The 13,021-nt window shown below is 57.0% G+C and carries 11 protein-coding genes; 6 read left to right on the top strand and 5 right to left on the bottom strand.

All coding sequences use genetic code 11. The features are described from left to right. Positions 1–40 precede the first annotated feature (40 nt). The 3 genes from BXP70_RS20540 to BXP70_RS20530 all read right to left on the bottom strand — a co-directional run bounded on the left by BXP70_RS20540 (position 41) and on the right by BXP70_RS20530 (position 2,637). Positions 41–790, bottom strand: coding sequence for a zinc ribbon domain-containing protein (locus BXP70_RS20540; protein WP_086596005.1), 750 nt, complete (start codon positions 788–790; stop codon positions 41–43). Beyond that, positions 780–1,880, bottom strand: coding sequence for a Nif3-like dinuclear metal center hexameric protein (locus BXP70_RS20535; RefSeq protein ID WP_086596004.1), 1,101 nt, complete (start codon positions 1,878–1,880; stop codon positions 780–782). Before BXP70_RS20535 ends, BXP70_RS20540 begins: the two co-directional genes overlap by 11 nt. 70 nt (positions 1,881–1,950) lie before the next feature. Further along, a complete protein-coding gene (locus tag BXP70_RS20530) occupies positions 1,951–2,637 on the bottom strand; it encodes a uracil-DNA glycosylase family protein (protein WP_086596003.1) in 687 nt (228 codons plus the stop codon). Between the two features lie 151 nt (positions 2,638–2,788). Between BXP70_RS20530 and lpxK the strand changes: the two genes are divergently transcribed. The 4 genes from lpxK (at position 2,789) to BXP70_RS20510 (ending at position 7,517) form a co-directional block, all read left to right on the top strand. Further along, on the top strand, positions 2,789–3,841 hold the full coding sequence (gene lpxK, locus BXP70_RS20525) for a tetraacyldisaccharide 4'-kinase (RefSeq protein WP_086596002.1): 1,053 nt from the start codon (positions 2,789–2,791) through the stop codon (positions 3,839–3,841). Between the two features lie 7 nt (positions 3,842–3,848). Next, positions 3,849–5,843, top strand: a complete 1,995-nt coding sequence (locus BXP70_RS20520) for a putative porin (protein ID WP_086596001.1) — start codon at positions 3,849–3,851, stop codon at positions 5,841–5,843. Positions 5,844–5,944: 101 nt separating this feature from the next. Continuing rightward, complete coding sequence (miaE, locus tag BXP70_RS20515; protein ID WP_086596000.1) at positions 5,945–6,541, top strand: tRNA-(ms[2]io[6]A)-hydroxylase; 597 nt, start codon at positions 5,945–5,947, stop codon at positions 6,539–6,541. Positions 6,542–6,671: 130 nt separating this feature from the next. Continuing rightward, positions 6,672–7,517: a bestrophin-like domain gene (locus tag BXP70_RS20510; protein WP_143436599.1), complete on the top strand. Its 846-nt coding sequence runs from the start codon at positions 6,672–6,674 to the stop codon at positions 7,515–7,517. Positions 7,518–7,588: 71 nt separating this feature from the next. On the opposite strand, the gene BXP70_RS20505 is transcribed toward BXP70_RS20510, so the two are convergent. After that, a complete protein-coding gene (locus BXP70_RS20505) occupies positions 7,589–9,457 on the bottom strand; it encodes a glycoside hydrolase family 2 protein (protein WP_086595998.1) in 1,869 nt (622 codons plus the stop codon). Between the two features lie 264 nt (positions 9,458–9,721). On the opposite strand from BXP70_RS20505, the gene BXP70_RS20500 reads away from it, so the two are divergent. Continuing rightward, positions 9,722–10,462, top strand: coding sequence for a ThuA domain-containing protein (locus BXP70_RS20500; protein ID WP_086595997.1), 741 nt, complete (start codon positions 9,722–9,724; stop codon positions 10,460–10,462). A gap of 40 nt (positions 10,463–10,502) precedes the next feature. Then, positions 10,503–11,507: an alpha/beta hydrolase gene (locus tag BXP70_RS20495; RefSeq protein WP_086595996.1), complete on the top strand. Its 1,005-nt coding sequence runs from the start codon at positions 10,503–10,505 to the stop codon at positions 11,505–11,507. Positions 11,508–11,545: 38 nt separating this feature from the next. Here BXP70_RS20495 and BXP70_RS20490 read toward each other — a convergent pair whose 3' ends face one another. Beyond that, complete coding sequence (locus tag BXP70_RS20490) at positions 11,546–12,820, bottom strand: glycoside hydrolase family 2 TIM barrel-domain containing protein (protein ID WP_086595995.1); 1,275 nt, start codon at positions 12,818–12,820, stop codon at positions 11,546–11,548. Between the last annotated feature and the right edge of the window lie 201 nt (positions 12,821–13,021).

Genomic DNA, 13,021 nt, shown 5'->3' with positions numbered 1-13,021 from the left:
AGCCGTTCCTTTTCTTTTACAAGAGCTATCAGCGCGAAACCTAGGCTGCTTTCAAGTCAACGTCGGCGAGCACGCGGCCGCAGTGCTCGCACACGATGATTTTCTTGTGCGAAATGATATCTGCCTGACGCTGCGGGGGAACAGTGTTGAAGCAGCCGCCACATGCATCGCGCTTTACCGTTACCACGGCTAGGCCGTTGCGCACGTTGCCGCGGATGCGGGTATATGCCATCAGCAAACGATCCTCAATGGGCTGCGTGGCTTTGCCGCGCTCATCCATGAGGGTTTTTTCTTCCGTTTCGCTTTCGGCAACGATGGTTTCTAGCTCGCCTTTCTTGTTGGTGAGGTCTTTCTTCCGCTCTTCCAGGCGCTGCTTGGTACCAGCGATTTCCGTGTTTTTCAGATCAATTTGGTACTGCGCCTCTTTGATCTTTTTCTCAGAAATTTGAATTTCCAGCTTTTGCAGCTCAATTTCTTTAGCAATAGCCTCGTACTCACGGTTGTTGCGTACGTTTTGCTGCTGCTCCTCATATTTCTTGATGAGGCCTTCCGCATCTTTGGCGGCTTGCTTACGCTGTTTGATCTGATCGTTCAGACCAGAAATTTCCTCGTCGAACTTGCTAACGCGTACTTCGTAGCCGGCAATCTCATCTTCCAGGTCGCGAACTTCTTCGGGCAGGTCGCCGCGCACGCGCCGGATTTCGTCAAGCTGCGAGTCGATGCGCTGCAGGTTCAGAAGGGCTTCCAGCTTACTGGCAACTGGGGTATCCGTGGAAGGATTAGAAATCATATCGGACAGGGTTTGTGGGGGTCTCAGCGATTAAGACCGCAAAATTACTTGTAAAGTTCGCGGTAAGCAAATCTTGAAATAGCTCGCTGGTAAATTGCTCACTTTCAAAATGGCCGACGTCGCACAGCATCAGGTGGCCTTCCGCGGCGAAAAACTCGTGGTACTTTAAGTCTGCCGTCACGTAAGCATCAGCGCCGACAGCACGCGCTTTACCAGTTAGGAAGCTGCCTGCACCGCCGCACAAGGCTACTTTCTTGATGGGCTTTTCGAAGGTAGTGTGTTTGACTACCGGTACCCGCAGCGCCTGCCGCAACCTAGCCCGGAACTCGCTAGGGCTGAGTGCTTCAGGTAACTCGCCGATCATGCCAGAGCCAACTTCCTGGTGCTCATTTTCCAGGCGGATTAGATCATAGGCTACTTCCTCGTACGGGTGAGCAGCACGCATAGCACTCAAAATAGCGCGTTGGCGATGCAACGGCAGCAGTACTTCCACCCGTACTTCGTCGGTTCGCTCCGGTTTGCCCGGCTCGCCTAGGAACGGGTTAGTATTGGGTCCCGGCGTGAAGGTGCCTAGGCCCGGAAAGCGGAAGCTACAATCCGAGTAGTTACCAATCTGCCCGGCCCCGGCAGCGTAGAGCGCGGCGAGCAGCGGCTCGGCGTATTCGGGCGGGGTGTATACAGCCAGCTTGGCGAGTAGCCCGCTTTTGGGGTCCAGAACGCGCAGGTTTTCCAATCCTAGCGTTTGGGCTAGCTTGCGGTTCACGCCGGCTGTCACGTTGTCGAGGTTGGTGTGCGCGGCGTAAATGGCCACGTCCTTTTTGATGGCCATGATGAGAGTCTGCTCAACTTCGTTGGCGCCGGTCAGGCGTTTTAGGGGCTTGAACACAACTGGGTGATGCGCCACGACCACGTTGCAGCCGCGCCGAATAGCTTCAGCTACCACGGCAGGCGTACAATCCAGACTGATCAGGACGCCCGTGATTTCCGCGCGCGGGTCGCCGCACTGCAGGCCGGCGTTGTCATACGATTCTTGGTAGGCGAGGGGCGCGGCAGCTTCGAGCACGCGAGCTAGGTCGGCGACGGTTGTCATCTTATCTAAAAGAAATGGAAGAGCGGATGGGAGCAGCTTCGTCCTTGGGGGCTGCGTTGAGCGGGGAAAGTTAGGATACTTTGGTTTTTACGGCGTCCAGTACCTCCACGTAGCGTGCTACGTTCTCCGCCAGGGCCCGGCGTTTGTACTGCATCAGGTAGCGCGGGTGGTCGAGCACAATGATTTGATCAAACAAGCCTAGCTCCTGATTTAATTGCAGCAAGTACTTTCCATTACGGCGGCCTAAGCAGATAGCCGCGTGGCGGGCCAGGCCAACCTCGGCCACTTGCCGGCGCAAGGAATCCTGGATGGTGGGCCAGAGCGCGGCCGTCACGGCCGGGGAATCATAGAAGTTATAGTTGAGTCCGCGGCGCAGCAGCACGAGTGGGTAGAGGGAGCCAAGGAAAAAATTTTGGTAAAAAGCCTGCGGGCCTCCCATGGCGAGCACCACTTCTTGTACAAACTCGCTCGACGGCTCGCGGCGGCGCGGCAAATCGTTGGCAATACCCCAGGCGGCTAGCGCGGCCGGGTCGGTGAAGGCCACGCCGGTGCGGCCGTTGCCCAGGCGACCCGGGTTGATGCCCAGCAACGCCACCCGGGGCTGGTTATCGGCGTAGTAGCGCGCCGCAAATTGGGTAAATAACGCCCGCGGCGTCGGTTGCTGATAGGGGCTCACGGCTTCCACTTCTTCCGGCAAGGTAGCCGGGAGCGGAAAGCTGGTGAGGAAGTGCAGGAGGCGGTCGGCGAAGGTAGACATGCTGATGAGTCGGTGAGTGCTAGAGGTATCGTACGGCCCGCTCGCCTCAGGGTAACAAGCGCGCCATTTTGCAACTCGCCCTCTCACTATTTCACCACCTCATCATATTCCCTGTATTTTTGCTGCTCTGCTACTTGTCTTATTTTAGTTGATGCCGCTGCTGTCCTTCTTTCTGCTGCCTTTCGCCTGGCTTTACGCTGGCGTCATGGCTGTGCGTAACTGGCTGTACGACAACGGTATGAAAGCATCAGCTAGCTTCGCAGTACCGGTTATCAGCGTGGGCAACTTACGGGTGGGCGGCACGGGCAAAACGCCTCATGTGGCCTGGGTGGTGCGCGAGCTGCTGGCTCAAGGGGCAAAACCTGCTGTGCTGAGTCGCGGCTACGGGCGCCGCACGCGTGGCTACCGCCTGGCGGCTGCCACAGATACCGCTGCCACGCTCGGCGACGAACCTTTGCAGCACTACCAGGATTTCGGTGCGGTCGTGCCCGTGGCCGTGAGCGAAGACCGCCGGGTTGGGATTACGACCCTTGCTCAGCAGCAACCTAGCCTCACAACGGTGGTGCTGGACGATGCCTACCAGCACCGGCGCGTCCGCCCGACGCTGAGCATCTTGCTTACGGAACAACAGCGCCCTTTTTACACCGACCACGTGCTGCCCGCCGGCCGCTTGCGCGAGAGCCGAAGCGGCGCGCAGCGCGCCGACGTGGTTATCGTGACGAAGTGCGCGGCTGGCTTGCCTGCGAGCGTGCAGCACTCGATAGCTGCCCACGTTAGGCGTTATACCCGGCCAGGCGTGCCCGTGCTGTTTTCCACGTATCGCTATGGGCTGCCGGTGCCCATTACGGCGAATGCAACGCGCCCCGGCACGGATGTCGTGCTGCTCACGGGTATCGCGCACCCCGAGCCCCTACGTGACCATTTGCAAGCGGTGGGCTACCATATTACGCATCACGCGGCCTTTGCCGACCACCACGCGTTTTCGGCGGCGGATATTGCTGGCGTCGTTGCGCAATGTCGGGCCGGGCAATGCGTTTTCACTACGCAAAAAGATGCTGCGCGCTTGCTAGCTCCCGAGCTGGCGACGGTGGTAGCCGCTCTACCTATTTTTTATATTCCGATTGACGTGCAGTTTCTAAGTGACGGGGCAGCTTGCCTCCAGCAGATGCTCACGTCGTTATTTCAGCCCCAAGCTGTTGTCTAACTCACTGTTGCCTTCGACTTTTTTTGCGCCGTTGCGCTTGTTTCACGTTTGCCTGCGCAAGCTAGCCTGCGGCGCGCAGTGGCCTAGCCTGTTGCTGGTTGGTGTGCTGAGCCTGTTTTTGCTACGGCCTACGGCCAGCCGGGCGCAGATCCTGGACGACTCCACCAAGACGCTATACGGCCCCAAAACCACTCTGATTCTGCGCGAAGCCGATATCCTGCGCGAAAATTACAAGGGCGTGATGGTCGATACCTCCATCACCGATATTCAGCAGCAACGCTATTGGACCCACGACAGCACCTACCAGCAGGACCTAGGTAACATGGGCACAGCTTCGCGCCCGTTGCTGTGGCAGTTTACCCCGCAAATTGGAGCGCGTCTGGGACGCGACGTGTTCAACCGTTACTTCCGCGACGCGACAACCATCCCATACTACGATACCCGCTCGCCCTACACGTTTATCCGGTATATTCAGAGCAGTGCCGGCGAGCAGGTATTTGAGATTTCGTATGCGCGCAGCCTAGGCAAGAATTTCAACGTGGGCGTGGCCTATGAGCGCATTGCGGGCAATAAAGCGCTAGATGTACTGCGTAAGTCTGGCTTGACGGAACAGTCTAACATCTCGCTGTTTACGCGTTATCAAACAGAGGATGGGCGTTACCACTTAGTAGCTAATCTCACTACTGGTCGGTATGTCGGAGCAGAGCAAGGGGGGATTCGGCGGCAAGTGCAGGATACGACGTGGTTCAACTACAGACGGGCCAGAGTGTGGTTGACTAATGCGACCAATCGTGACGACCGCGACGAGTTACACTTCTCGCACACGTACCAATTGCTCGGACGTGGCCTAACGGCCTTCCACACATTCGATTGGCGGCGGCAGACCCTCAAGTATGTAGATCCTGTTGACACCTCTAGTTTTTACCCAGCCCAGCGCTACGAATTTACACTGGCTGACGACCGAGCTGACTACCGGCAATTTGAGAATACAGTTGGGGTGCTAGGTCACAGTGACGTCGTGGATTATCGCCTGTACGCGCGCAGCCGCAACGGTAGGCTGACAACCCGCACGCTCTTTCCAACCCGAACACTTGGTGTAACAATAACGGATAGTTTAGGCCAGGCTACTGCTAAGCGAGTTGTTAACCAGGTTTTTCTGGGAGGCACCGCTGCATTCCGCTACAAGATTTTTGCTATTGAAACGGCCGGCGAATTTTTGCCGATAGGCACCACCGGCAATAGCACCTTGGGGGAGTACTGGTTTCGGGGCGTGGCGCGGGTAGGGCCGCTTAGTGGCGAGATTGCCAGCAGCTCGTATGCTCCCACACTCACGCAGGATGAGTTTTTTGGGGCGCACTACAGCTGGAACCACCTAGGTTCCAACGATGAGCGAGCCGAGAACCGTCGGTTTGATAATACCACCGTGCTTCAGTTCACGGGGCGCCTCAATCAAACCATAGGAGTTCATCACCTAGAGGCTTCGGTGGCGGCGGCTAACATTGCGAACCTCGTTTATTACGACCGCAATTCCACACCTCAAGAGCTCGACCAAGCCAAGCAGCTACTGATCGTTGGGGCGCGGTATCGCTTCAATGTAGGAAAGATATTCCTGGACAATGAGGGCACTTACACTGCGGGCGGCGACGGAGAAGGCCTGCGCATTCCGGCCCTCGTTACCAACTCCAAAATCTACTACCAAGGCTCCGTGTTCAAAAGTGCCGTATTTGGCCAGATCGGGGCGGAGGTGTACTACCAATCGCGCTTCCGGGGCTACGAATACAATCCGAACGCACAGCAGTTCTACGTGCAGGATCACTTTACCATTCGCAACTATGCCATCGGCGACGTGTTCCTGAACGCAGACATCAAAACGGTGTCCATTTTTCTCAAAATTGCCTACGTGAACCAAGGGCTGTACCGCACTGGCTACTTCACCACGCCTTACTACAGCGGCCTACCCCGGCGTATGCAATTCGGTATCAAGTGGCAGTTTTTCAATTAGATGGCTGAGTGGTTAAATAGTTGAGTGGTTAAATGGTTGCTTGTTATGGAAGACGATGCTAATCAATCTCATAACCATGTAGTCATCCATGATTTATCTTTATGAAAGAAAAAACCATCCTGAAGCTGAAGCTCAACACCGACCCCCGGTGGGTAGATATTGCCAGCAAAAACATTGAAGATATTCTCGTTGATCATGCCTACTGCGAGCAGAAAGCAGCCAGCACAGGCATCAGCTTGATTGTAAAGTATCCGGAGAAAACTCGCCTCGTGGATGAGCTGATGGGCCTCGTGGCTGAGGAGTGGGAGCACTTCGAGCGGGTGGTGCGGGAGTTGCGCAAGCGGGGCTTCGAGCTCGGAAAGCCGCGGCGCGACGAGTATGTGGTGCAGCTTATGAGCCATGTGCGCAAGGGTGGCGCCCGCGAGCGGCAGCTCATGGACCAATTACTCGTGTCGGCGCTTATCGAAGCTAGGTCGTGTGAGCGATTTAAGCTGCTGTGGAAACATATTCCCGACCCCGACCTGAGCCAGTTCTACTACGAGTTGATGGCCTCCGAAGCCGGCCATTTTGTGGCTTACGTTGACTTGGCCAAAGAATACTGCGACGCCCAAGAAGTAGATGCGCGCTTGCAGGAACTGCTCAAAATTGAAGGCGAAATTGTGACCAACCTGCCCGTGCGCGACGACCGCATGCACTAGGCTTACGAAGAAGACTGGTATCCTAGGCTAGCCCGGTTGCGTATGCGACCGGGCTAGCCGCTTTATACGCCAAGTGCTGTCGTCATTCAATACGTGATTGGCAGTGGTGGTAACACCCGAAAACAACGGTATGCCAACCTCACCTAATTACGACGCCAACGTCCACACCGTGGATGATAATATGCTGTTTATGCGCTGGATGTACGATTTGCCCACGTGGCTGCTTGGCTTACTAATTATCGGATTGTTTGTGGGCCTGTCGGTGGTGGCTCTGCGCTACTTTCACCGGCGCCTGCACCGCAGTGCCATTGCCACGCTCATCGACAACGGAACTGTGGGGTGGTTTTTCTCCGGCGTAACGTTGCTGTATGGCCTCACCCTCGGTTTGCTGACGGTGGCCACGTGGGGCAACTACACCCAGTCAGCGGCTATTGCTTCCCAGGAGGCGGCGGCCATTGCCGCACTCTACCGCGACCTAGCTGGTTACCCGATAGGGCAGCAAGCCGTTTTGAAAGCCGAGCTGCGGGATTACGCCCGCTTTATTATTGAGAAATCGTGGCCAGCTCAGCGCAAAGGGCTGATCAATGAGAATGAAAACTTGGTGTTGGAAACCTTCCAGAACGAGCTGCTGACGACAGACCTAGCCAACAACGAGCACCAAGCCTTGCACGCCGAAGCGTTACGCATGTTCAATAACATGGTAGAACTGCGCCGGCAGCGCATCGAATCCATTGGGGGCAGCGTGCCCGGCGTGCTATGGAGTGTGGTGCTGCTGGGAGCCATAGCAACCCTAGGTTTTTCTTACTTATTCTCGGTCAAGAGTTTTCGACTGCACGCTACCATGACCGGGTTGCTGGCGGCGATGGTTGGCTTGCTGATTTTCCTCATCGTCGCCCTCGATCATCCGTACTGGGGCGAGGTCAGCGTAACGCCGGAAGCGTACCAACGGGTGCTGAGCAAGGTGATGGTTCGGTAAAAAAATACTGCCTAGCCCAGCGCTTTGAGCCCTGAGCTAGGCAGTATCCAGAAGCAAAACGATTAGCAAGATCAGCCCTGTGCTGCTGCTTCACCGCCTATTGTGGGTTGCTCCACGGGGCCCGAAGCTAGCAAGCCCGCCGGCACGTCCAGCTTGCCGGTCTGCGGGTCAATGATGCCATTGCGCTCATCTTCAATGTTGGTGGCTTGCGTGTACACGTCGCCGGCAATGGGACGGGCGCGCAGTTCACGCTTAAACTGGCGAATACGCTCGGCGCGCTCCTCGTTATCGGCTGGGCCGCCGTAGTCGGGGAAGCCAAAGCCGCCCCACTCGCTCACGATCAGTGGTACTTGGTGGCGGTAGAAGAACGGGTCACCTACCACCAAGGGGAAGGCGGCGGTACCTTCCATTTCGCCGTGTACCAGCCGGTCGAGCAGCTCGCGCCACCGACCTAGGTCGGGGGTGTACAGGTGAGCCGTGAGCAGATCCGATTTCAGGCGGCCCGTGTAGGAAATGTGGTGCCAGCCGTCGTTATCAACTACTAGGAACTGCGGGTGGGCCAGCTGCATATAGTGGTACGTATCAACGATGTAGCGCTGGGTTTTCTCGTTGGTCGCAATGTCCTGCACGCCCCAGTCTTCATTATAAAGACTCCAGATGATGATGGACGGGTGCGTTTCGATGAGCGCCAGCATGCGCAACAACTCGGCCCGGTGGTTGCGGCGGCTGCGGGCATTGGAGCTGTGCGGGCTCGGCACTTCCACCCACAAAAGCAAACCTAGCTCATCAGCTAGGTTGTAGATGCGCGGGTCGATGCCGGCAATGTGCACTCGCACCAGGTTGCAGCCTAGTTCTTTCATAGCGTACATGTGGCGCTGCATCTCGGCAAACGTAGCCGTACCTGGTTGGTACAGAATGCCATCCAGATAAATCCGCTGGTTGTTGAGGTACACGTGGCAGCCCCGCGCCTCGATCTTGCGCAGGCCGAAGTACGCCTCAATTTGCGCCTCGTAGCCTTCACTGTCAATAAGTTGAGCTACTAGGCGGTAAAGCGTGGGCGACTCCGGCGACCAAAGCCCGGCGTTGGGTACTTCCATCACCAAGCGCTGCTGCTTCTGGCCGGCCTCTAGGCGCATGGGGAAGTCGGAAACGGAGAGAGGCTCGGCGTCAGGGGAGTCGCGGGCAAACACCTTGAGCCGCACAATGTAGTTGCCGGGGTCGTGAATGCGCATCGTCACGTTGAAGCGCACGAGCTGGTCTTCCACAATGCTGACGACACCTAGGCGGGAGCGGAGGCGGTTGCGCTCTACCATTTCCAGCCACACGCTGCGCACCGCGCCGGTGTAGGTTTGGTACCAAATGCCGCCGCGCTTATACACGTGCGACTCCTGCTTGCCGCGGGGCAAGTCGGCGTCCATGGTGTCTACAATGCGCACTGTGAGGCGGTTACCTAGGTGCAAAATCTCCTCGGGTATCTCGTAGGAAAACGAGGTGTACTCCCCGTAGTGCACTTCCTCGCCCTCAATGGTGCGCAGCAAATGGCCATTGATCCACACCCGTGTTTCGTAGCCGCAGGCCCCAAATGTGAGCTGAAACATGGACCGCGATTGAGGCTCGCCCCGCTCCGGCATCATAAATTCTCGCTCGTACCAGGCTACCACTTTGTCTTGCCAGGCAACGGGATTCGCCTGGCCCTTGGCCTGGGCCATGTGCATTTCCACCGAGCCAGGCCAGTTGGCAGTGTGCTCGTAGTTGTGGCCTAGGTACCAGCCTTCGCGCAGACCACTATCGTCGACGTCGATGGCAAATTTCCATTCCCCGTCGAGCAGCTGGTGGTTATTGAGCCGCAAGACGGCACGGGGCAGGGGGTTTTCTTCTTCTTCGGGGCGCTCTTCCTCACGGCTGGCCGTGAGACCTAGGTTGGTGTGGTTCAGATCCATGGGCGTTTGCTAGTAACGAAAATATAACCACCGATAGCGCCCAAATGATTGCGAATAATGGAAGCTGGACGTTGGCGGTTAGGTAGAGTGATACGGGGCACGCGCGTTTTTGGCTGAGGTATACGCCACCTACTCGCAGCTAGCATGAGGTAAAAACCAGTTAATCTGCTAAGATTGCTACGCGCATTGCCGTGGCTAAACGCGGCGCACCAGATTTGAACGTTGATCCTTGTAACGACCTACCCACCCACTTCCCATAGCCTTATGAAAGCCTTCGCACTCGGTACTGGCCTAGCTATTTCTTCCTTGTTCAACTGCTCGTCGAAAGCGGAACCCGACGCGGCCGTGGCGCCCGCGTCGACAGTTTTGGTGTTCTACAAAACCAGCGGATTCCACCATGCTTCCATTCCGGCGGGGCTGAAGGCCATTCAGCAGCTCGGCAAGGAGCATAGAGTGGGCGTGGATACTACCAACAACGCGGCCGTATTCACCAACAAGGCACTGAAGAAATACGCTGCCGTTATCTTTCTGAGCACCACGCAGGACGTACTCAATGCCACGCAGCAAACGGCTTTTGAGCAATATATCCGGTCGGGTAAAGGGTTTGTGGGGGTGCACGCCGCCACCGACACCGAGTACGACTGGCCGTGGTACAATGGGTTGGTAGGGGCGTATTTCTCCAACCATCCGGCCGTACAGAAAGCTACGGTGCAGGTAGTTGACAAAAAACATGCGTCTACTTCTATGCTGCCAAGCACGTGGGAGCGCACCGATGAGTGGTATAATTTCAAAAGCATTCAGCCCGGCCTAAAGGTGGTAGCTACCTTGGATGAGAGCAGCTACACCGGCGGCACCAACGGGGCGAATCACCCAATAGCCTGGTACCACGCCTACGATGGCGGCCGCGCGTTTTATACGGCCTGTGGTCACACCGATGAAAGCTACAGCGAGCCGTTGTTCTTGCAACATCTTTGGGGCGGCATCACCTACGCCATTGGAAAGTAACTGTAGGGCGCCAAACTTCGAGAACGGCTATCTTTTGCTGATGATTATAAAAAAACTGACCACTTGGCTCTCGCCGTTGGTACTCACCCTGCTGACATTGCGCTGCTTTTCGCTTTCTGCGGTTGCCCAACAAGCCCCTGCACCAAGAGATACGTCCTTCACCACGTACAGCGCTTTTGTGAAGGCCAAGAAAACCTATCCCAATATCACCGTGGCTAGGCCGGCGGTACCTACTACCATTCAGTCGAAAACGAACGTAACGTACTGCACTCTCGGCAGCCGCGCCTTGCAGCTGGATGTTTTCTACCCAAAGGCTAAGCGCAAAAAAGGCTACCCCGCCGTGTTGTTCATCTACGGCGGGGGCTGGCGCTCCGGTAACCGGTCGCAGCATGTGCCTATGGCCCAGCAACTGGCCGCCAAAGGCTATGTCACGGTCACGGCCGACTATCGGCTTTCCACCGAAGCCCTGTACCCGGCCGCTGTGCACGATCTGAAAGCGGCTATTCGCTGGCTGCGCGCCAACGCTAAGCAGTACCCCATCGATACCACCAAGATTGCTGTGTGGGGTTTTTCGGCCGGCGGGCAGCTAGCTTCCCTCATCGGGACGACCAACGGTGAGGCGCAGTTTGAGGGAGAATCGTGTCATAAAAGCCACTCCAGCAGCGTGCAGGCTATCGTGGATGTGGATGGCACCCTTGCGTTCATCCATCCCGAATCGGGTGAGGGCAACGACAGCAAAGGCCCGTCGGCGGCTACTTACTGGTTTGGTGCATCCAAGACCGAAAAGCCCGACCTCTGGCACCAAGCTGGCGCCCTGAACCACGTGACGGCCAAAACGCCCCCCATCGTCTTCATCAATAGCTCCGTAGAGCGGATGCACGCCGGCCGCGAGGACATGATTAAAAAGCTGGATACCTATCACATCTACCACGAAACCCACGCCTTCCCCGATACGCCCCACCCGTTTCCGCTGTTTAACCCGTGGTTCGAGCCGACGCTGAACTACACGGCAGCCTTCCTAGATAAGGTGTTCAACGCGAAGTAGAACGCTAGGCTTTGTGTAAACGACAAGTAAGCGACTGGTTACTTGTCGTTTACGTAAAACGGAATATTGGCCGTCGCGACGTTGTCATGACCGTCGTAGGCGTAAATAAACAACCGGTAAGCCCCGGCCTTTGCGGGCGCGGTAAGAGTGGTTTGAGCCTTGGCATTGGCTGGCAATGAGCCCCGAATAGGAGCGGGGCGGCTTTCCCGGTCGCCGCCAGTTTTCAAGTCGGTGCTTTCTGGGAGCAGTTCGTAGCGGTACGTCAGCGGGTCCTGATCAGGGTCGGCGACATTCGCCACAACGGGGTAGCGCTGGCCCGCCCGCAAGTAGATGTTGTCGGTGGCCTGCTTGCTGTTTAGCTGAAAGGTAGCTAGGTGCGGTGCGCGATTCTGAGGCCACTGCCCACTCCACAAGTACTGCATCACGTCTACCACCTCCGATTCTTTGCCATCTTCCGTGAAGATGCCGTACCAAGTGGGCGTGCGCTCCTGCTTCTGACCCCACAAAAACACGTAGGTACCTAGGCACTGCGTCTTGTCTATGGCCACCGAGGCTTCGTAGCGGCTCTGGTACACAGCGGCTTTCTGGCTGCTGGTTTCCTCCACCGAGGCTTTCCAGGGCGTAACCGGGCTTTCCCAGTGCCCCGTGGGGCCCCACTCGGCCACCACGTAGGGCCCAGCCCAGCCCGCGGCGCGCACTTGCTGCGGAATAGCCGCCAGCCCCGCATAGGTGTTAATGCTCAAAATGTCGACGGCCGGGCACCTCGCTTTGATATAGTCCACTTCCTTCTGATTGCAGCCGGCTAGCACGGTGCTGGTTGGGTGGTTGGGGTCAACTTCGTGGATCATCTGGGCAATCTGCTGCACAGCATCCCACACCTTCGGGTTGGTGTATTCTAGGTTCAGCTCGTTGCCGATGCCCCAAAACAACACGGCGGGGTCGTCTTTGTACTTCAGCACTTCGGCGCGCACTTTTTGCAGCTGCGTGGCTACGGCTTGCGGGTTGTTGTAGTCGAAGCCGTGCCGCTCGCGGGCCACATCGAGCCCTAGCATCACGGTGAGGCCGTTCTTGCTGGCTTCAGCTAGCACCTTGTCGGCGTTGCTGGTGCCCCATGTCCGAATGGAGTTACCCCCATAGGCCTTGATGCGCTCCGGAAATTGCCCACCCCCCGCTCCTTTGATAAAGTAAGGCTGTCCGCCGCGCAGCAGTTCGTAGCGCCCCGCTGTTTGCTTAACTTCAACTTTAACATACCCCGTTTGGGCGTGGACAGCGGTGGCAAGAGCGACTAATGCAAGGCAAAGAAGGGACTTCATTGGGCGGATTGTGAGGCGGTGGGAATGGCATTTTACGGAAATGCCGCGACTTTATGTTCATAAGCGCCGTCGTGGAAACGGGCGTACGTACCACGCAGGCTTTAGAAGCTGAGTGGGGGCTAGGTGGTGTTGCGGCGTTCGAAGCTACCGAGGTGGTGTTCTATAGGGGCTAGGTCGTATTACGCCGCCCCCTGCATTTTG

It is taken from the genome of Hymenobacter crusticola (assembly GCF_002154225.1).
GTDB classification, from domain to species: domain Bacteria; phylum Bacteroidota; class Bacteroidia; order Cytophagales; family Hymenobacteraceae; genus Hymenobacter; species Hymenobacter crusticola.
Note: the sequence above shows the minus strand (reverse complement) of the source record. Positions and strands in the feature narration are given on the sequence as shown.